The 25118-nt window shown below is 61.5% G+C and carries 27 protein-coding genes and 1 pseudogene; 17 read left to right on the plus strand and 11 right to left on the minus strand.

Going from position 1 to position 25118, the window contains the following annotated elements; translation table 11 throughout:
- The first annotated feature begins 153 nt into the window (after window positions 1–153).
- Window positions 154–435 carry a hypothetical protein gene (locus HKK80_RS00390; RefSeq protein ID WP_411797632.1) on the plus strand — a complete coding sequence of 94 codons (282 nt, stop codon included), beginning with the start codon at window positions 154–156 and terminating at the stop codon, window positions 433–435.
- Between the two features lie 67 nt (window positions 436–502).
- Here the strand turns inward: HKK80_RS00390 and HKK80_RS00395 are convergent, their stop codons facing one another.
- Entirely contained in the window at window positions 503–802 is a 300-nt protein-coding gene (locus HKK80_RS00395; RefSeq protein ID WP_411797633.1) for a helix-turn-helix transcriptional regulator, read from the minus strand.
- Window positions 799–2439, minus strand: a complete 1641-nt coding sequence (locus HKK80_RS00400; RefSeq protein ID WP_411797634.1) for a helix-turn-helix domain-containing protein — start codon at window positions 2437–2439, stop codon at window positions 799–801. Before HKK80_RS00400 ends, HKK80_RS00395 begins: the two co-directional genes overlap by 4 nt.
- 265 nt (window positions 2440–2704) lie before the next feature.
- Between HKK80_RS00400 and HKK80_RS00405 the strand changes: the two genes are divergently transcribed.
- The 3 genes from HKK80_RS00405 (at window position 2705) to HKK80_RS00415 (ending at window position 6993) form a co-directional block, all read left to right on the plus strand.
- Complete coding sequence (locus HKK80_RS00405) at window positions 2705–4390, plus strand: histidine kinase N-terminal 7TM domain-containing protein (protein WP_411797635.1); 1686 nt, start codon at window positions 2705–2707, stop codon at window positions 4388–4390.
- Between the two features lie 48 nt (window positions 4391–4438).
- Window positions 4439–6196, plus strand: a complete 1758-nt coding sequence (gene menD, locus HKK80_RS00410) for a 2-succinyl-5-enolpyruvyl-6-hydroxy-3-cyclohexene-1-carboxylic-acid synthase (RefSeq protein ID WP_411797636.1) — start codon at window positions 4439–4441, stop codon at window positions 6194–6196.
- Window positions 6197–6549: 353 nt separating this feature from the next.
- Window positions 6550–6993 carry a hypothetical protein gene (locus HKK80_RS00415; RefSeq protein ID WP_411797637.1) on the plus strand — a complete coding sequence of 148 codons (444 nt, stop codon included), beginning with the start codon at window positions 6550–6552 and terminating at the stop codon, window positions 6991–6993.
- A gap of 149 nt (window positions 6994–7142) precedes the next feature.
- Here HKK80_RS00415 and HKK80_RS00420 read toward each other — a convergent pair whose 3' ends face one another.
- Window positions 7143–8486 carry a hypothetical protein gene (locus HKK80_RS00420; protein ID WP_411797638.1) on the minus strand — a complete coding sequence of 448 codons (1344 nt, stop codon included), beginning with the start codon at window positions 8484–8486 and terminating at the stop codon, window positions 7143–7145.
- The gene (locus tag HKK80_RS00425; RefSeq protein WP_411797639.1) at window positions 8479–10056 is read right to left on the minus strand and encodes an AAA family ATPase; all 1578 of its coding nucleotides are present in this window, start codon (window positions 10054–10056) and stop codon (window positions 8479–8481) included. The genes HKK80_RS00420 and HKK80_RS00425 overlap by 8 nt, the downstream gene beginning before the upstream one ends.
- Before the next feature lie 424 nt (window positions 10057–10480).
- On the opposite strand from HKK80_RS00425, the pseudogene HKK80_RS00430 reads away from it, so the two are divergent.
- A pseudogene (locus HKK80_RS00430) lies at window positions 10481–10837 on the plus strand (restriction endonuclease); the annotation flags it as partial.
- 226 nt (window positions 10838–11063) lie between these two features.
- Window positions 11064–12305 (plus strand): Fic family protein, encoded by a 1242-nt coding sequence (locus HKK80_RS00435; RefSeq protein WP_411797640.1) that lies wholly within the window; start codon window positions 11064–11066, stop codon window positions 12303–12305.
- 102 nt (window positions 12306–12407) lie between these two features.
- On the opposite strand, the gene HKK80_RS00440 is transcribed toward HKK80_RS00435, so the two are convergent.
- The 3 genes from HKK80_RS00440 to HKK80_RS00450 all read right to left on the minus strand — a co-directional run bounded on the left by HKK80_RS00440 (window position 12408) and on the right by HKK80_RS00450 (window position 13423).
- A complete protein-coding gene (locus HKK80_RS00440; protein ID WP_411797641.1) occupies window positions 12408–12656 on the minus strand; it encodes a hypothetical protein in 249 nt (82 codons plus the stop codon).
- 55 nt (window positions 12657–12711) lie between these two features.
- Window positions 12712–12984: a type II toxin-antitoxin system HicB family antitoxin gene (locus tag HKK80_RS00445; RefSeq protein WP_411797642.1), complete on the minus strand. Its 273-nt coding sequence runs from the start codon at window positions 12982–12984 to the stop codon at window positions 12712–12714.
- Window positions 12985–13120: 136 nt separating this feature from the next.
- Window positions 13121–13423 carry a hypothetical protein gene (locus HKK80_RS00450; protein WP_411797643.1) on the minus strand — a complete coding sequence of 101 codons (303 nt, stop codon included), beginning with the start codon at window positions 13421–13423 and terminating at the stop codon, window positions 13121–13123.
- A gap of 111 nt (window positions 13424–13534) precedes the next feature.
- Between HKK80_RS00450 and HKK80_RS00455 the strand changes: the two genes are divergently transcribed.
- From HKK80_RS00455 to HKK80_RS00475, 5 genes are all read left to right on the plus strand, one after another.
- Window positions 13535–13882: a MarR family transcriptional regulator gene (locus HKK80_RS00455; protein WP_411797644.1), complete on the plus strand. Its 348-nt coding sequence runs from the start codon at window positions 13535–13537 to the stop codon at window positions 13880–13882.
- 48 nt (window positions 13883–13930) lie between these two features.
- Window positions 13931–14056, plus strand: coding sequence for a hypothetical protein (locus tag HKK80_RS00460; protein WP_411797645.1), 126 nt, complete (start codon window positions 13931–13933; stop codon window positions 14054–14056).
- 206 nt (window positions 14057–14262) lie between these two features.
- Entirely contained in the window at window positions 14263–15051 is a 789-nt protein-coding gene (locus HKK80_RS00465; protein WP_411797646.1) for a hypothetical protein, read from the plus strand.
- Between the two features lie 177 nt (window positions 15052–15228).
- A complete protein-coding gene (locus HKK80_RS00470) occupies window positions 15229–15513 on the plus strand; it encodes a DUF433 domain-containing protein (protein ID WP_411797647.1) in 285 nt (94 codons plus the stop codon).
- 26 nt (window positions 15514–15539) lie between these two features.
- Window positions 15540–15845 carry a DUF5615 family PIN-like protein gene (locus HKK80_RS00475; RefSeq protein ID WP_411797648.1) on the plus strand — a complete coding sequence of 102 codons (306 nt, stop codon included), beginning with the start codon at window positions 15540–15542 and terminating at the stop codon, window positions 15843–15845.
- Between the two features lie 139 nt (window positions 15846–15984).
- Here the strand turns inward: HKK80_RS00475 and HKK80_RS00480 are convergent, their stop codons facing one another.
- Together HKK80_RS00480 and HKK80_RS00485 are read right to left on the minus strand one after the other, a co-directional pair.
- The gene (locus HKK80_RS00480; RefSeq protein ID WP_411797649.1) at window positions 15985–17046 is read right to left on the minus strand and encodes a glycosyltransferase family 4 protein; all 1062 of its coding nucleotides are present in this window, start codon (window positions 17044–17046) and stop codon (window positions 15985–15987) included.
- Entirely contained in the window at window positions 17043–17915 is an 873-nt protein-coding gene (locus HKK80_RS00485; protein WP_411797784.1) for a hypothetical protein, read from the minus strand. Before HKK80_RS00485 ends, HKK80_RS00480 begins: the two co-directional genes overlap by 4 nt.
- A gap of 111 nt (window positions 17916–18026) precedes the next feature.
- On the opposite strand from HKK80_RS00485, the gene HKK80_RS00490 reads away from it, so the two are divergent.
- Genes HKK80_RS00490 through HKK80_RS00510 form a run of 5 tightly spaced genes read left to right on the plus strand, consistent with a single transcriptional unit; the run spans window position 18027 to window position 22406 of the window.
- Window positions 18027–19991, plus strand: a complete 1965-nt coding sequence (locus HKK80_RS00490; RefSeq protein WP_411797650.1) for an aldo/keto reductase — start codon at window positions 18027–18029, stop codon at window positions 19989–19991.
- 48 nt (window positions 19992–20039) lie between these two features.
- Window positions 20040–20423, plus strand: coding sequence for a hypothetical protein (locus HKK80_RS00495; RefSeq protein ID WP_411797651.1), 384 nt, complete (start codon window positions 20040–20042; stop codon window positions 20421–20423).
- On the plus strand, window positions 20416–21240 hold the full coding sequence (locus HKK80_RS00500; protein ID WP_411797652.1) for a CDP-alcohol phosphatidyltransferase family protein: 825 nt from the start codon (window positions 20416–20418) through the stop codon (window positions 21238–21240). The genes HKK80_RS00495 and HKK80_RS00500 overlap by 8 nt, the downstream gene beginning before the upstream one ends.
- A gap of 24 nt (window positions 21241–21264) precedes the next feature.
- Entirely contained in the window at window positions 21265–21798 is a 534-nt protein-coding gene (locus HKK80_RS00505; RefSeq protein WP_411797653.1) for a metal-dependent hydrolase, read from the plus strand.
- A 50-nt stretch (window positions 21799–21848) separates the two neighbouring features.
- Entirely contained in the window at window positions 21849–22406 is a 558-nt protein-coding gene (locus HKK80_RS00510) for a phosphatase PAP2 family protein (RefSeq protein ID WP_411797654.1), read from the plus strand.
- Window positions 22407–22412: 6 nt separating this feature from the next.
- On the opposite strand, the gene HKK80_RS00515 is transcribed toward HKK80_RS00510, so the two are convergent.
- Together HKK80_RS00515 and HKK80_RS00520 are read right to left on the minus strand one after the other, a co-directional pair.
- Window positions 22413–23399, minus strand: coding sequence for a zinc-dependent alcohol dehydrogenase (locus tag HKK80_RS00515; protein ID WP_411797655.1), 987 nt, complete (start codon window positions 23397–23399; stop codon window positions 22413–22415).
- A gap of 33 nt (window positions 23400–23432) precedes the next feature.
- The gene (locus tag HKK80_RS00520) at window positions 23433–24209 is read right to left on the minus strand and encodes a GTP cyclohydrolase III (RefSeq protein ID WP_411797656.1); all 777 of its coding nucleotides are present in this window, start codon (window positions 24207–24209) and stop codon (window positions 23433–23435) included.
- Window positions 24210–24301: 92 nt separating this feature from the next.
- Between HKK80_RS00520 and HKK80_RS00525 the strand changes: the two genes are divergently transcribed.
- Window positions 24302–25105, plus strand: a complete 804-nt coding sequence (locus tag HKK80_RS00525; RefSeq protein ID WP_411797657.1) for an HAD-IIA family hydrolase — start codon at window positions 24302–24304, stop codon at window positions 25103–25105.
- Window positions 25106–25118: the final 13 nt, after the last annotated feature.

Below are 25118 nucleotides of genomic sequence, written 5' to 3' on the forward strand. Positions count from 1 at the left end.
CCGGCAACATCTATCACCAAAGCTGAAAGTATACCAGACAACACATTGTAGTACGGTGCAACATTTGTCAAATTTTTTGAGGCTCCAGCGTGTTATCACCAGTGCAACCAGTGTCAACACCAAACACACCGATAGTTCACCCTACTGATCCCCATGGACAACAAGACACCTACGCGATCCGGCGGTACACCCGACCTCCCGCCGGATGTTGATGAAACGCATCTCAAAGCCTTTGTTCGGCGCGCCAACGCCGGCGCGTACGAGAACAACGAGCGCGAGACCGAAGCGATCGATGGCCTCTCGGCGGCGGTAGCTGTCATCGAAACTGTGCTTGCCGAGACGCCGACGGCCGCCAGCGAGCCCGCGACGACCCCGCCGGAGGCGAAGTGGGCGGCAGCGGCCGGCTACGAGGACGGCGCGTCGGACGGGTGCTGACCGCCCGCAACTATCGCTTCCCCGCGTGGTACTGCGACAGCGATTGCGGTTTGGCTGTTGGTACTGTTCAGCCGGCCAGCTGTCCGTCGGCCCGTGTCTGTTGCCAGCGGTGTCGCTGTTCGATCGCCTGCAGTGACTTCTCGGTGAGTGTGTAGGAGTTGGTTCGCTTGTCGATGGCGGACTTTTCGAGGTAGCCCTCCTCGACGAGCGTGCTGAGGTTCTGGTAGACCCGGCCCGTGTTGACATCCTCGCCGTAATACTCCTCAAGGGCCTCCTTGATGCCGAGCCCGTAGGAGGTCTCGAGATCCGAGACGACATAGAGGATGTCGCGCTGGAACGCCGAGAGGTGTTTGACCGTCGCGCTCATTGGTGGCCCTCCTGGCTGAAGATGGTCGCAAAGAGCTTTCGTTGGGCACTCCGGAGGTGTTGGGTGAACGTTGCGCGAGCGATGCCGAACCGCTCGGCGAGCTCGGTCGCGTTGATTGCCCGTGGCTCCTCGAAGTAGCCGTCGTAGTACGCCTGCGAGAGGATCTCCCGCTGGCGGGTGGTGAGTGGGTCGAGTAGCTGTGCGGTCGTCGTGGTGGTTGCCCGGGGTGTTGTCATAGCTGTGGTTACGTGTGTAAGGGTCGTGTGTTCGAACGTCGATCTGAGGTCGGCCAGCAAATTCGGGACGGCGGCGTCCGTCGAGAGGTAGCCGGTGATCGTCCGGAGCCCATCCTTGATCGTGATCGTCTCGAACTGGGTTCCGTACTCGCGGGCGATGCTTTCCGGCGTTGGTGGGGTGACCAGAAACCGGCACTCGTGGCCGTCGGCCGTTGCTGTGGTGTCGTACAGCTCGATGTAGTCGCTGGCGGCGACGTGCTCCCGGCAGTCATCCGGCACCGCACCGCTAATCCCGACGGAGTACAGCAGTTGGCCGTCTTTGTGTTCGGCGACCGAGCGAACCGTTAGCTCGGCGTCAGCAGGAAGCTGGCTGGCAAACGCAAGCAGCGGTTCGGTCGGGGCGTCGATCTCGATCTCCAGGGTCACCGGCTCGTCGGCGATCAGCGACTCCGTCCACTCGTCGGTGCGGATGGTGTAGCTGATGAGCCGGGCGAACTCCCGGAGCAAGTCACGCTGGTCGTCGGTAACCGATGGGTGGGTTGTGTAGGCACCGAGCACGCCGAACTGCACGCGGTCGTCGCCGATGGGGACGCCGACCCCGGCTTCGAACTCGAAGCCGGTCGTTGCGGCTGCCCACTGCTCGGCCCACGGTTCGGTTTCGTCGTCGACGGCGGCGACAGCGACGCTGTCGGTCTCCAGGGCGCGGATCGCCGGATCGAACCGGTCGCGCCCGTCGCCGGAGAGATCCAAGGCCTGAACGTAGGTCTCACAGCCGCTGATCGCCCGCGGGATGATCCGGCCACCGGCACCAACGGTGCCGATCCAGACGCCGTCGTAGCCGTAGTCGTCGGCCAACAGCGCGCAGAACTGCCGGTAGAGCTCCTGTTGGTTCGACATCGTCGTCAACAGATCGACAGCCGTCGTCTTGAGCTCCCGCTCCTGTTGCAGCGAACGCTGGTGGCGATAGGAGCGAACGACCTTCCGGAGCTGGGTGCCGAAGATCGACTCCGCGGGGTGATCGAAATCCTCGCGGATCAGCTCCTTGGGGATGTAATCGGTCACCCCTTGGCTGATCGCGTCGGCGGCGACCGACTCATCACCGCGGCTCGTCACGAGCACGAAGGGGAGCTCGGGATGGTCGTCTCGTAGCTCCGAGAGGAGTTCGAGACCCGTCCCATCACCCAGCCGGTAGTCACAGACGACACAGTCGAAGGCCGCCTCGGTAAACTGTTGGCGGCCGGTCGAGAGACTTGTCGCCGTGATCACATCGAAGTCCGGTGCGGTCTCCGTCAGCAGGTCACTCGCCAGTGTCAGCCACTGCTCGTCGTCATCGATCAACAGGAGCTTCGCCGGCGTCGACAAGCTGTCTTGGCCGGCCTGCTGTGTCGCGTTTGTGCCCATAGTTGGTGGTCAGTCTCGCCGTCTGCCGCGATTTCGTTGCCCGGTCACCGCTTCTTTCAGTCTGCAATCCGGTCAATGGGATAACACCTTATCAAACTTATACCGGCATACGAAGGTATCGCTTGGATTGTACTACCGACAGCGATGGGTGGGGAGATATCCTGTCACGACCGCCGGGGGGTGCTGAGACACTGTATTCTACCCCGCTTTCGCACAATGTTTTTTATCTAGTGTCTCCGACCCGTATTGGATACAACACACAAGGATGGATGGAGTACTGTCGCCGACGACGGCTGGGCTGGTGATGCTCGCCGGTGGGATCATCCCGGGGTTCGTGGTCTATTGGCTCCGAACCGAGCCACAGGGGATCGTCGTCCGGTGGTTTCGGTTCGCCATGTTGTGTGGCATGGTGTGGTCGGTGTCGTTTGGACTGATCGCGCTGGTCGACGCGCCGGCTCTGCGGCTGGCGATCACGAACGTGTTCATCATCGCCGTCCCGTCGGCATCGATTGCGACGTTTGCGTTTGCCTACGAGTTTACGTTTCGGGAACCGATCCCGAGGGCGTATCTGCTGTTGTTCGTCCCGGTCGGGCTGCTGTTCGTGTTGTCGTGGTTCAATCCCGCGGAGCTGATCTACACCGTTGCGAACCCCTATCAGACGGGTGAGATCATGGTGCCGGCCGAGCCGGGTTCGCTTCGGCTGCCGCTCAATGTGATCGGGAGTCCGCTCTTGGTGGTGATGGCAGCCGGCTTGGCGATCGGAGAGTTGATTCGGGCGACGACGACGATTCGGCGGCTGCAAGCCGGAACTGTCCTACTGCTGATCACCGCGGCGATGGTTCCCGGGCTGATCAAGCTGTTCGAACTCGTCCCACCATACTTCGATCCGACACCGTTCGGCTGGTCGATTGCGGGCCTGCTGGTGGCGGCGACGATCAAGCGGTTCAATCTGTTTCGGCTTTCGCCGAACTCGTTGCGGCGGGTCGTCGACGCGCTGACCGATCCGGTTGTTGTCGTCAACGCCGAGGGGATCGTCTCGGATGCCAACGAGGCGGCGACCGATGTGTTTACACTCACGCTGGGGATGACCGTCTCGGAGCTGCAGGAGGCAAATCCGGCACTCAACTCGGTGGTGGATGGCACCGAGAGTCAACTCGAAGTTGCAGCCGATGGAACCACGCTGGTGTTTGATTACGACGAGCAGCCCGTGCCACAGGGGTATGGCACGACGGGCCGCATCCTCTATTTCAGCGATATCACCGAGCAGGCCGCCACCGCCGAGGCCCTCCAGCAGAAAACCGATCGCCTGGACGCGTTTGCCAGCCGCGTCAGCCACGACCTCCAGGGGCCGATCACGGTGGCAACAAGCTACGTCAAACTCGCCCGCCGGGCCGACGATCCGGGCGACGCGCTCGATGAGATCGACACGGCGCTCACACGTGCCGAGACGCTTATCGAAGATATCCTCGCCATGGCACGGAGCGGGCAGGAGCCAACCCGTGAACCGGTCGCGCTCGACACGGCTGCACACAAGGCGTGGGCGATGGTGGCAACCGGTGACGCATCGCTGGTCGTTGCGGCCGATGGCACGCTCAGCGCGGATCCACAGCAGTTGTCGCGGCTCCTCGAAAACCTGTTTCGCAACTGTGTTGAACACGGCGGCGAGGGGGTGACCGTCCGGGTCGCCGCGACCGCCGACGGCTTCGCTGTCGCCGACGACGGCGTCGGGATCCCAGCAAGCGAACAGGCGACGATCTTCGACGAAGGGGTGGCCCACGATGCCGACGGCACCGGCTACGGGCTGGCGATCGTCCGCGATATCGTTGCGGCCCACGAGTGGTCGATCACGGTCACCGACAGCGAATCCGGCGGAGCACGGTTTGATATCAACGGTGTTGCCTTCGAGGAGCCCCCGTCGACGACCGACGACCGCGGCCAGCCTGCGGAGTGAGCGTCCGAACACGCCGGACATATGAGCGTCGACCCCGACATGTCGGCCATGACTGCACCGAACCGGAACACGCTGTGGGGGCGGGCGATCGCCGCCGAACTCGCCCGTAGTGGCGTTCGTACGGTCTGTGTCTCGCCGGGGAGCCGCTCGACGCCGCTGACGGTCGCTGTCGACGAACACGAGGAGTTGACGGCGATCTCCGCGCTCGACGAGCGGTCGGCGGCCTACTTTGCCCTCGGTCGGGCTCGCCGAACCGGCGAGGTGACGCCGCTGATCTGTACGTCCGGGACGGCCGCCGCGAACTACCATCCCGCCGTTGTCGAGGCGAACCAGGCGCGGGTGCCGCTCCTCTTACTGACGGCCGATCGGCCGCCGGAGCTCAGGGAATCGGGGGCCAATCAGACCGTCGATCAACAGAAGCTCTACGGCGACGCCGTGCGGTGGTACAAGGAGCTCCCCGAGCCCGCCGCCCGGGAGCGCGCGCTGCGGTCGCTGCGAACCGATATCTGTCGGGCGGTTGGGACGGCTGAGGGGACGCCCGCCGGGCCGGTGCATCTGAACGTCCCGTTCCGGAAACCCTTGGAGCCGACGCCGGTCGAGGGCGACGTGCCCGCGGATCTCGACGCGTTGGCGGCTCTCGGCCGCGATGAGGAGACGCCGTTTGTGCGGCGAACGAGCGGGGAGCCACAGCTCGACGACCGCGATCTCCGGAAGTTGGGCGAGACGCTGTCGGTCGATCGGGGGCTGCTCGTCGCTGGCCCGGCCGATCCGCCGGGGCTCGATCCCGAGGCCGTGACGGCGTTTGCGCATGCCAGTGGGTTTCCGATCCTCGCCGACCCGCTCTCGGGGCTGCGCTTTGGCGGCCACACCCGCGTCGCGCCGGTGATCGGCGGCTACGATGGGTTTGTGAATACGGCGGTGACCGACGACTGGCCCGATCCCGAGGTTGTGGTGCGGCTGGGCGCGTCGCCGACCTCGAAACCGCTGCGGAAGTATCTCGCTGGTGTCGATGCGCGGCAGGTGGTTGTCGATCCCGCGGGCGCGTGGCGCGAGGCGGCGTTCACCGCAAGTGATCTCGTGGTGGCTGATCCCGACCGGCTCTGTGGCCAGCTTGCGCAGGTGATCCGTGGTGGTGGGTCGGCCGAGTGGCGCGGTCGCTGGGAGACCGCCGAGGCGGCCCAACAGGCGGTCACTGAGGCGGCCGCCGACCGCCTCTACGAGGGTGGGATCGTCGCCGACGTGGTCGCCGGGCTGCCCGATCCGGCGACACTCGTCGTTTCCAACAGCATGCCGGTGCGTGATCTCGATCGGTTTGGCGCGGCCACGACGAAATCGATTACCGCGCTTGGCAACCGCGGCGCGTCGGGGATCGACGGGATCGTCTCGACGGCATTGGGTGCGGCCCACGGGACGACCGACGACGTGACGCTGGTGATCGGTGATCTGGCGTTCTATCACGACCTGAATGGGCTGTTGGCTGTCGGGCGCGCCGAGGTCGACGCGACCGTTGTGGTGATCAACAACGACGGCGGCGGCATCTTCCACAAGCTGCCGATCGAGAACTTCGAGCCGCCGTTTACGCGGCAGTTCAAGACGCCGCACGGAATCGACTTCGAGCCGGCGGGCGAGCTCTACGGGCTGGGCTTTTCGCGCGTCGAGAGCCGCGAGGGGTTCCGGGAGGCCTACGCCGCCGCGGCCGACCGCGAGGGCAGCGAGATCATCGAGGTCGTTGTCGACGCTGAGGACAGCCACGTGATTCGAGATGAGCTACAGGCCGAAACGGTCGACCGATATCAGGCTGAGTAAGCTGATCAGATATCCGGTTCGGAAACATCAGGCAAGCAGGTGGGTCAGCTGGCTGATCAGACCACATCCTGGCGGACTGAAAGGGCGAGACGCTATCGACGAACCCGGACGACGCAAGCACCGCAGGAGTGAGCAACGCGAACGACGAGGAGCGCAGCGAGCGCGCGGTCGACCGCAGGGAGACCGCGATTCGCTCGAACGGCGACCGGAGGGAGCCGTGAGAGTCCCGGGAGTCGATAGCGTCGAGGGCTTTCTACGTAGACACACCATTCGCCAGTGAAACCCCTGTGAACTCTTATCCAGATTAAACATCGCAGACAACAGCTTATGATCGATCAGCCACAAGCGAGTGTATGGACGCGACGGAGACGATCTACGAGGGCGAGGCGGGCTCGGTACACAGCTCGGCGGAGGTGTCGGTGTACCTCCCGGAGTCGCTGTCGATGCCGGTACCGAAGGCACTCCCGCAGGCAGTCAGTCGGAGCTTGGAGACCCCCGAGGGCGCGGTGCGGCTGGCGACCGAGCCCGAGGCCGCCCGGTCGCATCCGATTCGGGCGACGCTGTTGGCGGTGCTGTTCGAGCGGCTGCCGGCGTTTCGGTTTCGGCACTCGGATGCCTCGGCGAACAGCCCTGAGACCGCGCGGGTGCCGGTACAGGTCGCCGCCGCCGGCGATCGGCCGCTGGCCTGCTATCTCGCCGTCCAGGGGTTTAGCGACGCCCAGATCGCGGAGGTGATGGGCCTCGATGAGTCGACGGTGGCGTCCGCGATCGACGAGATTCACGAACAAGCGAAGTAATCGTACTGTAATGTTGCGATCGACTGACGGAGCCCGTCAATCAGCGTGAGACGAATCGACAACAGCGCGGTCAGAGGAGCAGTATCAGGGCCGACCGTTCTATTAGAGCGAGATGTTGGTCAAAGCTACCGAGCGGCTACAAAAACAAACTACAACAATCTGTCTAAGATTACTGGCAGAGAATCAGCCAGTTCAGAAGCTTGTAGAATTCTAATCGTGTCTTGATCTTCAATTGGTGCCGTGGATCGGCTTTCGAAATCTTGGACTACGAGCACGCCGTTCCAACCCGATCCAAATGGGGTATCAGGGTCAAACACTAATTCGTTTTCTTGGCGGAGGAATGCGAGATATTCGAGTGTCTCGGTTACGCCTTTTTTCACTGTTTGCTCGCTGGTGGAGTTTTTGACCTCAGTGATCAAGTATTCGTATCCTTCCTCATGTTGTACTTCGAGTATGATAATATCAGGTCGGTTGGTTTGCAGTTGGAACCCTTTGTCAGTGAAGTAGTTCTCAACGATTTCTCGAGCCTGGCGGTCTATCTGTTCTGACCGGGTCAGTTCGGCATCCTGTTTTTCTATTGGTTCGGGGACAAACGAGAGATTTCGGTCATTGGCAGAGCTATCGTGGTACAACACGACATCGGTACCATCCTCGCTCTTTATTCGAGCGACCTCTTGTTTTCCAGATTCAATCGTTTTGACGGAGGTTTCGCTTTGCTGGTACTCCTCAATTGATTCAACATACTGGAACAGGACGTAGAGTTCGAAGAGTGTTTCTTCGTCATCAGGTGTGATCAACGTCTCTTCCAACAATTCTCTGAGAGCGTCCGGATTGCTCTCTCTGGCTCGTCTATGATCCTGTAACAACGAAGCAGCCTCTCGGTAGACATCGCTACGCGACATGGCTGCTGTCTGAATCATTCGGTCTGTCGGCTCGTAGGTCTCGGGGTCACGAATACGCTTGATGTGGACGTTCCGTTCAAACAACTCTCGCATCTGCTCGACGAGTTCAAGATTCTCCTGCCAGCGATCAGTTACCCATTCGTATTCCTGTTTGAGGTATGTCTCACACTCCTCCAGAGTCGTGTAAATAATCGACAGGAGACGTTTGAGAACGATATTCTCGTCAATATCGTAGCTTTCGTGACGGTTGTCACAGACAAATAACGACGTATCGCCCGGTGCCTGCGAGGAGCGTTGTTTCATCGTCGAAGTCCAATCGATTCGCCCGGATATCTGTCCTCGCGTCGTCTGTTGGACGTTCTTCGTCTGTGTCTTGATACTCCGGAGTCGAGACGGGAGTTGGTCTACGAAATCGACGACTGCTGGTCGAAGAAGAAAATGGAGGTCAACAAGCGCGTCGAAGCTCTCGAAACGTTCATCCAGTCCTGTCGGTTTGAGTTGTGTCGTGACGTGTTGTTCAGAAATCTCTCCGTGCATCACATAGGCGAACAAATCCTCCGAGACAGCATCGATAAGTTCGGCTCTATCCATCGATTTCTATCTGTAGCATATCACGGCCGAGTTCGCTGAGTCGACTGGAATCAACAGCATCGATCTGAGAGAGTTGTTTGACGGTAGCTTCCCGGCGAGGTGATCCTTCGAGTTGAGGCAGGACGTAGTTACCGACTGCATCGGTGACAGCGCGTTCGGTGGTTCGAGAGGGTGAGTTCATGATGCCATCCAGCATGTCTCGAACGATGGCAGGACCGATTTTGCGGTCGCTCCGGCCGTCATTGAGTCTGAGCCATATTTCAGACACAGCATCGAGCACATCTTCATTCGCCGGCCTGGACAGATCCATCCCCCAAGCGTCTGCGTACTGTTCGAGTAGGTCGATTCGTTCTGCTCGGGCGTCAGGCACCTGTGGGGCATCGACATGAATGAACGAAAACCGCCGCATGAATGCGTACGACAGTTCGTATAATGAAGTCTTATCGTAGGTGTTCATCGTCGCCAGCAATCGCCACGAATTGGGCATGATATACTCATGGGGTGCTGGAGTTCCGGCATTGTCGTCAGCTTGTTTGACAACGATTTCGTTGCCATCTCGGCGATAGGGTAACTGTACTTCTTGTCCGGAAAGAAGTGTGAATAACTGCCCGAATGCTTTGTCGATATCGGCGCGATTGATCTCATCAATCACCAAGAGTTCGTTCTCTTGAGAACCATCTTGTTTGAACCGCCGTAGCACCTGCCCAGTCTCGAACGAGAGATTCTCACCGTCTGTCTCTGTTGGCATGTAGCCACCAACGGTCTCGAAGGTCGACCAATCGGCTGTGGCTGTCGTCATTTCGTAGCCGGAATAGGTATCGCTGTGAGATTCTACGAGGGAATGACAGACTCGTCTAGCGATTTCAGTTTTCCCTGTTCCGGGCGGTCCGGTGAAGATGACATGCTTACCAGCTTTGAACGCTGATTCGATTTGTTCAAGAATCTCGTTTCCGCGGTTGTCCTGAAAATACAACCCATCGAGAAGTCCCTCGTCTAAGAGATCGAAATCCGGCGTACTGTGAATCTCGATATCTGTTATCGTCTCCGTGATTTCGGTCTGGGTCGAACCAGTTTCTCCGGAGGCTAACGCTTCTACAGAACCATACTTCCCGCGAATACCACCAACACCCATCTCGTTGAGCGGACTGAATCCGAGTGGATAGGAACGGTCGTATCCTGCAAGGTTGTGAATCTCTTCGGAGGAGACGTTCATTTCGGTCGGTGGTGCAAGATAGATTATTCTATCCCACGGATCATCTTCAAAGTTCGACCAGACATCTCTACCGAGTGCCTCATTCTGTTCTGTACCGAGAACTTTCGCAGAGTACGTATACGTTCCATTTCGGTAGAAAAACAGGTAATCACCCTGTTCAATATTTTTCCACGTGCCAGCTACTGACGGTTTTGTTCCCCATAGCCGAATGACATCATCAAATGCGTCCGGTGGCCGCTCAGTATACTGGCGGACACGATCGGCATCGATACCCTCCAAAACGCTGTTTTCGACGTTTTCTAGCGCGGCATCATTGCCATACGGTGCTAGAAAGACCTTCGGCCCATCGTATCCCATTAGCCTTCGATTCGTCAATCACCGTTAAATAATATTTGCTGCGAGGATTCAAAACTGAAGACGGTGCCACCCTTCCATGTGTTCGTGACTGAACTCACAGGGTATCGATGTCGACACTGCGTTGGAAAAGTGGGAACTGGGGTCAAAGAGGAGCCGAGTAGCTGGAAAGTGTATTCTGTTTGCCTAAGTGAGAAGAGTGACTGCGGAACCGAGAGAATTGGAACGATCTCTCGTAGCTCTGTGAGCCATACCGATGAAATGAACGAACGCGCTGAGAAGTTAGTCAAAGCAGCGGCCATTGAGAAATAGCATCCGCGAGCGTAGCGAGCGGTTCACTGCCGACCGCAGGGAGGCAGCAGTTTTTGATCCAGCTTTTTCAAGGAGCGGTCGCCGACGGCGACCCGACGCAGAAAAAGGTGGGGGTGGCTACGTTGAAACCGACGCTGAGGTTGCATTGCGGATTACGGATCTGAGCGACGTTGAGGCGGATTTGATTGAGGCGTTTGTTCCGGTGGCGATTGAGGAAGCCGGCGGGTTTGCCGGCTTTCGGGAGACGGCGACGAAGACGAACTCGTTGGTGGATCGACTGCGGAAACTGACGTTGCCCGCTGTGGCCGATGTCGAAAGTGGGTTGGAGAGCTACACGCAGACCAAGGAACGCGCCGAGGAGTTAGAGGCGAAAATCGAGGAGACTGATGATTTGATTGATGAGATCGTCTATGAGCTATACGGGCTGACCGACGAGGAAATCGAGATCGTCGAGGAGGCTGTTGGGGAGTAGCATCCGCGAGCGACCAATGGGAGCGAGCGGTTCACTGCCGAGCGAAGCGAGGCAGCACTTTTTGGTCCAGCTTTTTCAAGGAGCGGTGGCCGAGCGAAGCGAGGCCACCCAACGCAGAAAAAGGTGGGGCTAAGTGAGTGCGGCATATACTTAGCCTGAACCAGCACTCTCTAAGTTTGTATTTCTGGCAAAAAATTAAGTTAGAGAGCGTCATATTCGCTTAGTGATGGATCATACGGATTTTGCGGCGGAGTATCCGGGAACGATCAACACGGATCAGGGGTATCCAACGTACAACCCTGATCCCCTTCCTCCGGAGTTCGAATACACACCGGAACTCATCGAAAAGCTCGCTGAAGCACGCGGTACTGTCGGGCAATTGGCCGGCATCGGGCAGATGGTGCAGGGCTCTCGAATGCTCTTACTGGGGCCGTTCATCCGACGCGAGGCGGTCTTTTCATCACGGATCGAAGGCACCTATGCTACGGTTTCGGCTGTCTATGCCCACGAAGCCGGGGAAGAAGACGCAATCGAAGGAACGACCCGGCATGAAGCAGCTGAGGTACTCAACTACGTGCACGCGACGCAGCGAGGGCTCGATGTCTTACCCGACGCTGCAATCACGGCTGATCTGTTGAAAGAGCTACACGAAATCCTGATGACAGATGTACGCGGCGGCGAAAAGAATCCGGGCCAGTACCGACCGGATCAACGCGCAATCGGGAGTCGAGATACGCGGGACGCCCGGTTTGTCCCACCGGCACCACATCACGTGTCCTACAAAATGGATGAACTGATCGAGTATATCCAGGACGGGCCAACCTTCGATCCACTTATTGATATCGCGTTCATCCACTATCAGTTCGAAACGATTCACCCGTTTACCGACGGTAATGGACGGATGGGTCGGTTATTGATCACGCTGTTGATGGACAAATACGGACTGCTTCCGGACCCCTTCCTCTATCTGAGTTCGTATTTCAATCAGTATCGGGATGAGTACGTTGATACGCTGTTCAATGTGAACTCGAAAGGCGAGTGGGAGGAATGGATCTCGTTTTTCCTCGATGGCGTCATCGATCAGAGCAAAGAGGTATTCATCCGTTCGAAAGAGTTGCTGGAGCTGCGTGAGGAGTACCGAGAGACATATCAGGGGCGGCAATCAGAAACGCTGCTGTCGATCCTCTATGAGCTGTTCAAAAACCCCGTCATCACGATTAAACAGGCGGAACAACGGGCGGATGTCGGGTATCAGGCGGCTCGAAACGCGATCTACGAACTCGAAAAAGAGGGTGTACTAGTGGAAGTAACCGGGAAAGAACGGTACAAAGTATATCACGCAACAGACATAATTGACGTGATAGAGAAGCCGATTGAAGACCTCGTCGCTGATGTCGATGAGGAATTCGAAAAGTATCAATCCGGGTCAGCCGCTAACGGACAGGCATCCATCGAAGACTTCAATTGATGGTGAGGGTAGGTGAATATCCGCTAACAGAGTGTCTACCGAATAGGCGTCGCATGAGCAAAGATCGGTCGCCGACGGCGATTTGACGCAAAAAAGTGAGTGTCAAGAATCATCAGTAGCCTCAAACTGCTCGACGATCTGTTCGCGGCTGGTGGTCTGATTCTGACTTCGGGTCTCAATCGCCTCCTCCATCGCGTCGGCCGTCTCCTCGGAGACGAGGCCAGCGACGATCTCGGGTCGTGGGCCGCCGGTCAGTCGAACTAATGTCTCACCCAGCGTTTCATCCTCTTTCTTGTGGGCTTCCACATACGAGTGAAACGCCTCCGAGACCTGAATCGACTTCGTTCCCATATTAGATATTCAGATGTGAATTCACAAAACCGTTTCTCCGATTTTTCGGTACTGACTACTCGAATATGTCCGAGTCTTCAATCGATCCGGATGTATTCTGTTCGGGATCGATTCCAGCCTCGCGGAGTTCGGCTTCGCTCGGCGGTTCCCCCTCGCCATGATACCCCTGTAATGCCTCATCGAGATTGTCGAGTGCTTCATGCCGGGTCTTCCCTTGGCTCGTGACACCGGTTTCGTCATCGCTTGCGACCCACCAGTCACCCTCGTAGGTGAGTGTGATAGTCGTCCCGATAGGAGGGTTATTCGTAGTGCCGGATTCGGTACTCATGGCTCTTGATTGAGTGGCTACCGCAATAATCGTTGCCCAGTATCCGACGAGAAAATCGAGATTGTCGAGGGAGCTGTCGGGGAGTAGCATCCGCGAGCGACCAACGGGAGCGAGCGCGGCTCTTTTTGATCCAGCTTTAGCCGCTCTCATAACTCTCAGCATACGTTCGCCAGTTTGATTTCAACTGTTCGACGGCGTCCCACAGCCCCCAGTCAACGCGTTCCTTCGGGTCGCCGTCGCGGTAGAGCCGATCAATGTGCGTAAATCCGTGTGCCTGATCTACGCGGACGATCTGCACGTTGGCCTCTACCTCTGGATCTTTGTAGAAGAGCACCACCGCAAAATCATCAGGTGTATCGAAGTTCGGTGTCGCTCGGACGCGGAGCAAATATTCCCGCCCATGATACGACCCGAGATCGACTGTGTAGGTTTTCGTCATCGGTGGCTATCCCGCCACGAATGCTGCTATGGCGTCGGATCTGAGTTTTTCCCGTGGCTATTTATATGTTGACGTTCTATGTCAATGTACGTCCGTCTAACAGGAATCACAATGGCTACGCACGAACAGATCGATCCGGAGATTCAGTACCTGAAGCAGTTGTCCGAGGCTGACCTCTCGGATGTGCTCACACTGCGGCGCGACACCGCCGAGAACGTACTCACCGAGAAACGAGTCGAGTTACTGCGCACAATCGAACGACAGGACGTGTCGTCGATCCGCGATCTCGCACGGCAGGTCGGCCGCGATGTGAGTATCGTGAGCCGTGATCTCGATCTGCTCTTCGAGGCCGACGTAATCGAGTTCGAACGCGACGGAAACGCAAAACGGCCGAAACTGGCACACGAGAATGTCTTCGTGACTCCCGTCGTTTTCCACAGCCGCGTGCTTGATGAGTAACCACCAGACAGGTGTCGATTCCAACATCGTACCGACCAACGTACCAGTATGAGCGAAGATAGCGACGATCAGTCTGCCCGCGAAGAGGCGCGTGAAAGCCTTCTCAGCGGCGGCGAACGTGTCGCAAAAGGCCGACAGCGCGGTAAAAACGAAGCCGAAGACGACGAAGCCTAATCAACGACGAAATCAATTTTGTTGAGAGGGTAGTCTAGAAGTAGCATCCGCGAGCGACCAACGGGAGCGAGCGGTTCACTGCCGAGCGTCAGCGAGGCAGCAGTTTTTGATCCAGCTGTTTCAAGGAGTGGTCGCCGACGGCGACCCGACACAAAAAAAGGTGGGATTGAAGCGAATCCCACAGCCACAATCACATACCAAATCGTATGCACGCCGACATCCCAGCGTTCGACCGCGAGACAGTCCGATCGCTCATCGCGGTACTGACACAGCTCAAAAACACCGACACAGCGACAGGCCACAACGACCTACTCTCGGCGGCGATCGCCCGCGTCTGGGCGTATTACGACGGCGAGTCCTTCAAGGTCGACCCGGAATCCATCACGGCCACCGATGTCGAAACAGCCCACACCGAACTCACAGCCCACAGCCCAACCCAACAAGACGCCCAAGCCTACCGCGAGGCCCACGGCACGCCACACCCAAACATGCCGCTGAAGATCGGCTTCGATTTCGTCGATACCGCCTCCCGGTACCGAACCGGCAGTCTCCCCTCGTTTCGCACCTGGAAGGCGATCTACAGCCACGACGGAACGGTGATCGCTGAGCGCGCCTACGACCACGAGGACGCGATCGCGCTCCGCCCGGTGATCGACGACGTGCGATACACGGCGACGGCGACGAAGCGAGACGGCGACGGCACCGTGCGGGTTACGCTAAAAGAACGCCCGTTCCGAACGGATATCGATGTCTACATTCACGAGAACACAGCCCAGACCGTGACGATCGAAGGCCACGATGGCCCAAACGTCCAGAGCGAAACCCATCCGATCAGCACACTCGGTGCCGCTCTCGACACCGAAAGTGGCGAGGATACCGAGGGCGCTGACGACACCGAAATCCGCGTCACCGAAGGCCTCGACGACGTGGTTTCGTTCATCGACGAGCAGGGCTGGGAGTACGACGCCGACGCCGACATCGACCTCCCGGAGTGACGGGATGCCCCTCCGTCTACTGCCAGACAGCAGCCAGTATGCAGAACGTCCGGTCGCGTCGATCGGCTGTCGCAACTGTGGCTGAATCGTGCTGCTGCTGTCACATCACACGAGCCAGCAGTGTGATCCGGTTGCAGTTCCCCGAGTATTTTATCGCTACAACCCGTATACAGATGTATGAGCACCGGCGTCGAGATCGTGCGAACGCCTGATATTCTCCACGGCAAGCCACGAATCGACGGCACGCGGATCGGTGTCTACACACTCGGGGCCGCCGTCGAATCGGGTGCAACCGTCGATGAGTTACTCGCTGAGTATCCGACGCTCGACCGCCCGCAGGTCGAGGCTGCCATCGAATACTACGAGTCCCACCCCGAATTGATGGACTACATCCGGATGCAGAAGGCAGCCACTGAGCACGCGATCACGGCCGAGGCCCACACCCCCGACACCGAGGAGTAAGTGTCGATGCGGGTACTGTGTGACAGATGGTGAAAGCGTCGTACGTTGCCGCCCTCGAATCTGAGTCCAGCCACACAGTTGCCCGCGTTCGGGATGTTCTCGAACCCACTGCGACCGATGCTGCGATCGCCGCTTACGCAGCAGCTACCGACTGGGTCGTTCTGACTGCCGACGATGACTTTTTCGACGAGACAGTTCCGCACGGGCTCTGTTATTATTCAGACAGTGACCCGCCCCCGCCGCAAATTCTGGTTGAGGCGATCGACGCCATTGATGCGGCCTACGACGACCCCGCTGCCGTCACTGCGTGGGTTCCTGACGGGTGGGTATGAGTACGAGAGATATCGCGTCTCAGCAGATGACAGTCCAGCGTTGTTTTGGGAGTGACCGTGCTCACTCACTGTCGATCTCGCCGAATGCAGCCGAAAGATCCAGCAACTGCAACGCGGCCTCATCGGTAGCGATCTGTTTTCATCCGAGGTCATTGTCGACAACCGATTCCAGCAGCACCCGAACCCTGTCGGCCGTCTCCGCCCAGTCTGGCTGGGCCTCGTACCGCCTTCGGGCTGCTTGCCCCATCGTCGACAGCCGCTCGCGGTCGGTCGCCAGCGTGGTGATCGCGTCGGCGACCGCGTCCGAATCGTCGGGGTCGACGAGAAACCCATTCTCGCCGTCGGTGACGATATCAGTCGCGCCGCCGGCCCGTGCGGCAATCGCCGGCAGCCCGAAGCCCATCCCTTCGAGATAAACGATCCCGTACCCCTCATAGCGGGACGGAACAGCCAGTACGTGGTGGTCGCGGAACACGGCGGCGAGGGACGCGTCGTCGATGCCACCGGCGAACTCGACGCAGTCGTCCAGCCCGTGGTCAGCGACGCGGTCACGGCACCGTGCGACATACCCCTCGTCGACCGGCTTGCCGACGACTGTGAGTTCGGCGTCGCCGTCGGCGGCCGCCAGTCCGTCGAGTAGCGTGTCGACGCCCTTTCGCGGGGTGATATTGCCGACGAACAGCAGGCTGAGTGGGGATTCGCGGGCACGGTCGGCGATGGCGTCGCTTTCGATCTGCGGGTCGAACCGGTCGCCGGCCGGCGGTGCGACCACCGTCCGGTCGGCGTCGACGCCGAAGCCGGTGACAACGTCGCGCGTAACGCTGCTGTTGCAGACGACGCCGTCGACGCCCCGGAGATAGCGACGTTCGACGGCCCGATACAGCGGCGTCAGTCGTCGCTGCTCGCTCGCCCGGAGGTGGTGGACGATGCTCACGATCGGCGTCGCAAGCCGGCGGTTCGTCCACGCTAAGGAGGGATGGGCGAGTTCGTCCTGCAGTAACACGTCATACTCGCCGACGAGTCGCCGCGGGAATCGGGGCGAGACGTTGTCGAGGAGTCCACGCGGGTAGGATCGCCATGGGAGTTCGATCACGTCTACTGTGTCGCCGGCCGCCCGAAGTTCGGAGACGAGTTGCCGGTCGTAGTGGAAGCCGCCCGACTGTGAGTCGAAGGTGCCGTAGACGATGAGGCCGATCCTCATGTTCGATACCCCAACGCCGCCAACTGTTCACTCTCAGTGTCATCGCCGTAGACCCGTGAGACCGGTAGCGACTCCGGCGGCTCCAGCGTCGGCGTTCGCGTTCGGCTATCCGTTGCTGTCGTTTCCGCCCACGGAACCGTAATCAGCGCGGGCACGGGCGTTTCCATCGGGTGGCCGTACAGCCCCCACTCGCCGAAGAGGTTGCCGTGGTCGGCCGTGATGGCAACCCGACCGTCGACGTTCTCGCACAGCGATCCAACCTCGCTGAGTACGTAGTCGAGATTCGCTTTGTAGGCCGCCCACACGCGGTCGACGCTGACCTCGTTTTGTCGGAGCGCGACCCACGGATTTCCCGTATTGCTGTGGCTGCCACCTCGTACCAGCCCCTCGTCGCCATCGAGCGGATTCGGGACAAAGGGATGGTGGGGTTGCATATAGTGGACGACCAGCCGATCGGGGTCGTGCTCGCGGGCGTGGCTGATCGCGCGATCGGTCACCGCCGCCGGTGGAATGGTGCCGTGATCGTCGTCCCACGCGTATTTCCAGACTTCATCGAGTGCGGCGAAAGCGTCGGCGTCGAGATAGCGATCCGTCCACGTGTTGGCTGTCACCATGACCGTCCGTGCGGTTTCGGGGTGGCCGCCGAAGGTGTTTTCCAGCCACTCCGAGGAGGAACTGCCGACCGAGCGGATCGATCCCACGTCGGTGAGGAACCCGTAGTCGTCGGCGACCGCCGCCAGCAGATCGGCCCGACAGCCGTCGAGGACGACCAACACGTCCCACGACCGGTCGTAGACGGTTGTGCCGTACGGCAGGCGACGGCCGACGGCTTGGATCGCTCGCAGATAGGCCGTCCCGAGCCGACTCATTCCCGGTTCTACCACGGGTAGCCTTCGACCGAGACTGGCAAAACCCCATCGGCGGGATCGTCGAGCTTCATTCGCCGAGGGAATTTTACCCCTCGCCCGCACGGTGAGAGTGTGCACTGTCTGTTCGTCGGTGCGGGCTCGATTGCCTCGTCGTATGCCGCTGACCTCGCCGAGTCAGAACTCACGCTCGCCGGCGTCTGTGATCTCGACAGTGACCGCGCCGAAACGCTCGCTGCGAGCCACGACTGCCCCGCTTTCGACGACCTCGATGCCGCGCTTGACGCCGTCGACGCGCCGCTGGTCGTCAATCTGACGAGCCACGCGGCCCACGCCGAGGTGACGCGAACCGCCCTCGCAGCCGACCGCCACGTCTACTCCGAAAAGCCCCTTGCTCTCGACAGCGAGACGGCCGGCGAATTAGTCGAGATGGCCCGCAAGCGGAATCTCGCGCTTGGCTGCGCACCGGCATCGGTCGCGGGGCCAACCCAACAGCGCGCCCGTCGCTTGCTCGGGGAGGGCCGACTCGGCCCCGTCCAGTTGGCCTACGCCCACGCCCACGTCGGCCGCGTCACCGACTGGCACGACCGCCCCGACTCCTTTCTCTCCATCGGGCCGCTGTACGACGGTGGTGTCTACCCCCTGTCGCTGCTGGTCGCGTGGTTCGGCCCCGTCGAGCGCGTCCGGGTCGCTAACAGCCTCGATCCGTGGCCCGAGCGAGAACCCAAACAGCCCGAAGCCGACAGCCACGTCGAGGCGACGCTAGCGTTTCGAGCCGGCCCGACGGTGCGGCTCACGGCGAGTTTCTACGCGCCGCACCGGAGCCGAGAGTTCTACGGGCTGGAACTCCACGGCGACGACGGCTCACTCTATCTCGACAACACCGGTCGGATGGAACCCGACGACGACGCCCTCCAGTACGGCGGCCTCGGTCGGTCGTACACGACCGTCCCGCCGCAGTCGCCGGCTGACGCACGCGCCTACATCGACGCCGTAGACGACCTCGCAGCGAGCGTTGCTGCCGGCGAGCCGGATCGCCGAACAGCACGCCGCGGAGCCCACGTCGTCGCCGTCTGCAACGCCATCGAGACGGCGGCCGCGGAGGGTGGCCCGGTCGACGTATCGAGCCATGGCGTGACGGTTCCGGACGAGACAGGGTCGACGCCGGCATCGGCAGCGACAGCCAGCGATGACCACCCGCTGTCGTTGCCGCCGATTGGATTCGGCTGCTCGCGCTACCGCGGTGACGAGTATGTCGACCGCAAGGCGTCGATTGCGACCGCCCTCGATGCGGGCTATCGGCTACTCGACAGCGCGGAGCTATATGGCAACGAGTTCCGTATCGGCGACTTGCTCGACGCGCCGGGATCGCCGGATCGAGACCACCTCACGATCCTCGGGAAGGTTTGGCGAACGAACCACCAGCGGGAGCACCTGCTTGCGGCCTGTGAGGGTAGCCTCGACGAACTCGGCATCGACGCCTTCGACTGCTACATGCTCCACTGGCCCGAAGCGTGGGCCCATCAGGGATCGCTGGATCGGCTGGCCGAGAAGCCAGTAGAAACACAGGAGGCACTGACGTTTCCGACTGACGCCGACGGCGAGATCGAGACGGCGTCGATTCCGCTGGCCGAGGCGTGGGCAAATCTTGAGCAGGTCGTCGACCGCGGCTGGGCCGACAGCCTCGGCGTCTGCAACGTCTCGCGGTCGCAACTGGCAACGATTCTCGATGCGGCGTCGATCCCGCCAGCCGTCGTCCAGATCGAGCGACATCCCTACCAGCCACGATCTGAGCTTATCGAGTTCTGTCACAACCACGATATCGCCGTCGTTGCCCACTCGCCGCTGTCGGCTCCGGGGCTGTTGGACGAGCCGGTGTTGGCTGAGATCGGGGAGAAATATGACCGCTCGCCGGCCGGCGTCGTATTAGCGTGGAACGCCACCCGCGGCGTCGTCCCGATCCCGTCGAGTACGACCACCGACCACATCATCGACAACGCGGCCGCCGTGGCGACGCGACTCGACGAGCGTGACTGCGAGCGGATCGACGCGCTCGAAGCCCCCGACTTCAGCCGCTAATCGTCATGTCGGCGATACGATTATGTGGATTCCGGCCGGCGTATACGTATGAGCACAGATACTGGCGGCCGCTCGCTCGACGTTGAATCGCTGAGTGGGCTCGCCTACGTCGGCATCATCGCCGCCATCGTCTCGGCGGTCATTCACCTCCGGCTCGGCGTCGGCTTCATCGACTCGCCGCTCGGAATCAGCTTCATTCTGGCTGGCCTCGGCTTTCTCGGGGCGGTCGTTCTCGTCCTCCTCAACTACCGCCGCCGGACGGTCTATGCGGTCGGGATTCCGTTTACCGCGATCCAGATCGTCCTCTGGTACGTGTTCAACTTCGCTGCCGGCGACAAGGCGTTCCCGGCCGATGTCGGCACGCTCGGCGCGATCGATAAGCTCGCACAGGTCGTGTTGATCGCCGTGTTGGTCGTCCTGCTCCGTGAGTGATCGCGTGCGACCGTGGGCGCGCGCCGCGTCCAGTTCCAGCCACGTGGCCGTCGGCCGGGTCGGCCTCCCGCTGCTCGCGGCCGCCGTGGTTGGCCTCGCGGTTGCGGGGCTGCTTCCGGCTGAGCCCGCGGCATGGTCGCCGCTGTCACCCGCCGCCGTCGCCGCCATCTTCGCCGCCGGACAGCTGTGGGTCGTCGCCCGCAATACCGCTCCCGCAGAACTCGGCGACGAACCGGTCGGCTACCTCTTCGGCCTTGCAAACACGGTGACCGGGCTGCGAAGCGGGCTCTACGGCGTCGTCGCCGGCCTCGCTGTCGCCGCGCCGACAGCGGCTGTCGCGTGGCTGCCCGGCGTCTGTTACGGCGTCGGCGTCGTCTGCGACAAACTCGACGGGACGGTCGCTCGGACGGTCGGCCGGGAGACCGACCTCGGCGAGCGGCTGGATATGACCGTCGACACCGCCGGCTTCGTCGCCGCGCCGCTTGTCGCCGTCTGCTGGGGGTTGCTGCCGTGGTGGTATCTGTCGCTGTCGGCGGCGCGATACGTCTTTCTTGGCGTGCGGTGGCTGCGGCGCGCCCGCGGCCTGCCGGTCTTTGATCGCCCCGACAGCGACCTCGGCAAATACCTCGCGGGCGTCCAGATGGGCTTTCTGACGGCTGTGTTGCTGCCAGCGGTGCCGACCGCCCTCGGCTGGCGGCTCGCGCCGGTCGTCCTCGCGCCGTCGCTGGCGGTCTTCGGCCGGGATATCCTGGCGATCAGCGGGTTCTATCCCCCGAGTCGCGGTGCTGACGCCGCCAGCTCCAGCGACGAAGCTTAACCCGCCTGCCGTCGTAGTTTTCCCGTGCTCTTCCCGACTCACCTCGTTGTCGCCGCCGGCATCGGTATCGTGAGTCGGTTCCGTGCCGTGTCGGCGACGGGTCGTGCGACCCGACCGCCGCTGTCTCTCGGCTGGCTCGTTGTCGGTGCCGCCCTGCCTGATCTCATCGACAAACCGCTGGGGATGGCCGGCGTGACGGAACTCTACCACTCGATCGGCCACAGCGCGATCCTGCTGGCGGTTGCGCTCGTCGTCGCCCTCGCCGACCGGCGTGGCGGTGCCCTCGCAAGCAGGCGGGGGCTTTCGCTCGCCATCGGCTGGGGGTCGCATCTGTTCCTTGACGCCGTTCACGTCGTCATCAACGGCCGGCCGAGCGACGCGCTGTTTCTCGGCTGGCCGGTCGTGTCGCCGCCGAATCCGCCTGCGATCCCGCCGGGCGAGTTTGTTTGGTTCTACCTCGGTAGTCCGTCGTTTTACCTCGAACTGCTGCTGTGGCTCGCGGTCGGCGTGCTCGTCGTGTGGTCGCTGCGGCGCAGGGCCAGCGACACACCGACCTGAGTCGATGACGCCGGGGCTTTGAGGCTCCAACGCGATGGTTCGCCAACCACATGACGGGACTCCTTGCCGAGGTCGGTGTCATAATCGTCGGGCTCGACCAGCTTGTCGCCGACCTGCTCGTTTCGATCCGCGACCCCGCGATCACGAAGGTGATGAACTCGGTCACCGGCCTTGGCTCGGCGACCGCGGCGGCGGTCGTCGTCGGCCTGTTCTATCTGGCTGACTGGCACGAGGAGGTCGGGACATCGGTGCTCGCCCTCGGACTCACCGGGCCTGTCGTGCTGACGTTGATGGGGCTCGTCCAGCGACCGTTCCCGCCGAACCCGGTCTGTGTCACGAGCGGCGAGATGGTCGCCCACTCGTTTCCGTCCGGCCACGCGGCCGGTGTCACCGTCTTTGCCCTGCTCGCCGCGCGCTCCGAGCGGCTGCCGCTCGTGCCGACGGTCGCCCTTGCTGCGATGGTTGCGGTCTCGCGGATGTATCTCGGGACGCACTATCTCTCGGATACCATCGTGGGCATCGGGATCGGTGCGGCCGCCTTCTTCATTGCGACGCGATGGCTAACCGACAGCCGGAAATCGATCGTAACGTATCTGCAAAATCGATAGGTGAGGTTAGTAGGTGAGGACGACCTGCAGCACCGATTCGTCGCGTGCGTCGAGCAGTTCGTAGGCATCGGCCGCCTCACTGAACGGCACGCGGTGGCTGATGAGTCGCTCGCAGTCCAGCCGGTCAAGCCACTCGACGGCGGTGTCGAACCGCCGTTTTCGATCCCAGCGGCCGCGACGAGCGGGGTCAATCGTGCTTACCTGACTGGAGACGAGTTCGATCCGATCACGGTGGAAGCTCCCGCCGAGATCGATCGGGGCGCGTTTCTCGCCGTACCATGAGCCGACGACGACACGGCCATCGTAGCCGACGGCGTCGATGGCGTCGTTGAGGACGGCCGGCTCCCCGGAGAGTTCGACCGCGAGATCGCAGTCGCCGACTTCGGCCGCAGCCGCCTCGGGCGTCAGCGTTCGATCCGCGCCCATCGCGGTCGCCGCCTCCCGGCGGGTGGCGATCGGTTCGACGACAACGAGCTCGCCAAGCGGAAACGCCGACAGCAGCCGGGTCGTACAGAGGCCGACGACACCCGCGCCGAACACGACAACCGACTCGCCGAGCCGCGGCTCGCTGTCGAGGACAAGATTGGTCGCGGTTTCGACCGTCGGCAATAGGCTACCGTGGGCGGGCGAGACGCCATCGGGCAGCGGCACGAGGTCGTCAGGATCGGCCGCGAACCGCGTCTGGTGAGGTCGAAAGGCGAAGACCGAGCGATCCAGCCACTCGTCGGCAACGTCGCTGCCGGTCTCGACGACGGTGCCGGCGGCGGCGTAGCCGTACCGTAGCGGGTATTCGAAGGTGTCGTCGAACGCTTCGATGTTCTCGTCGACCGGGAGGTCGTCGGGGGCCTCATCGCGGTAGACGAGCAGTTCCGTCCCGGCACTGATCGCCGAGGCGTCGGTGGCGACGACGACCTCGTCGGCGGCGGGGTCGACGCTAACCGGGCGATGATCGACCGTCTCCGGGGCAGTGAAGTACAGTGCGGTGTCGCTCATTGGGTGGGCGGCGATCGATCGCAGCAGGGCATCTCAGTCGTCTCCGGTCGTTGCCTGTGGGTGGTCGAATTCGACGATCGTTCCTTCGTATCGGCAGTCTTCGAGGGCGTGTTTGGCGGCGTAGCCCGCGTCGTGGGCCGTCGTCCCGCGGCCGACGCCGACCTTCAGCTCAACGCCGACATCGCGTTCGACGTGGTCGATGGCCGCTCGGTAGTCGGCCGACGAGAGATCCGGACAGACGGCGATGATGTTGTCGCCGCCGACAAAGAATGAGAGCGCGCCGTGGGCCTCCCGCAGATACTCCATCAGCGAGGCGTAGCTGCGCTCGATGTGGATAAAGGAATCAAACTCGTTGAGTTGGTCGGTGTATTTGCCCGTCGCGTCGTTGACATCGAAGTGGGCGATATGTGTCGTGGCATCGGCGTCGGCATCCAGCGGCTCGCCGGCCAGTACCTCGGTGCGCCCCTCGTCTTGGGCACTGCCGGCGGCCTGAATCTGCTCGGTCGCCGCATCGAGGGCGGCCGCCGGCGTTTCGGCGGTACCGATCCCGAGGCTGACGGTGACCGGATACCGGTTGCGGACGCTTTCCTGGAGGGCGGTGTGGCCGGCGCGGCCGATGCCGTTGGTGACGGCGATCATGTTGTCGAACCGGCTGAAGAAGACGTAGCCGCCGCGGCTGCCGATGAACTGCGCGAGGTCGGCAAACAGCCGGGACTGCATGGTTTGGAGATCCATCTCCCGGCGCGGCTCGGGGGTAACCGTCCAGGGGCCGTAGTTGTCGATCTGAATGAGAGTCAGCTGGGTCGTCACGCCGATTCATACGTGACGCTACAGTTAGTGTCTTTCCGTTAGCGGGTGTGGCGAACCGAGCGTTTCAATTCGGTACGGCGGCGAGACCCTCCATGAGCTACGAGGGGATCGTCCTCGATGTCGACGGCACGGTTGTCCGGGAGTCAGCACCGATCGACGGCGCGGCCGAGGGGCTGGCGGCCGTCGAGGATGCAGGGCTTCGTCGGGTATTTTGTTCGAACAACCCGATCGAACGATCGGCGGCCTACGAGGCGCGGTTCGCCGAGGCTGGATTTACCATCTCGGCCGAGGAAGTGTTCACCGCCGGGACGATCACCACCGACTACCTCCAAGCCGAACACGCCGACGAGCAGGTGTTTCTCGTCGGCGAGGCTGGCCTCCGTGACCAACTCGTCGACGCCGGGCTCTCGGTGACAACCGATCCGCGAGCAGCGGATGTCGTCGTCGGCTCACTCTCCCGGGAGTTCGGCTACGAAACGCTCTGTGAGACGATCATCGCGCTCGACGACGACACGACCTTCGTCGGCACTGACCCGGATACAGTCATCCCACAGGATGGCCCCAACCGCCCGGGGTCAGGGGCGATCATTCACGCGATGGAGGGCGTCACCGACCGCTCGGTCGACGTGATCTGTGGGAAACCGTCGGCGTACGCCCGCAAAACGGTAGTTGACTACCTTGGTGTCCCCGGCGAGAAGTGTCTCGTCGTCGGCGACCGACTCAACACCGACATTCAACTCGGCGCGGCCGCCGGAATGACGACGGTGTTGGTGACAACCGGGATCATGAACCGATCGGCTGTGGCGGACTCGGCAGTCACGCCGGACTACGTTATCGACTCGCTGGCTGATCTTGCTGCCGTCATCGACGGGACGGCCGAGCCGTATCCCGCCTGAGATCGTGTGTGGT

The sequence above is a fragment of the Halonotius sp. F2-221B genome (genome assembly GCF_046719765.1).
Classification (GTDB): domain Archaea; phylum Halobacteriota; class Halobacteria; order Halobacteriales; family Haloferacaceae; genus Halonotius.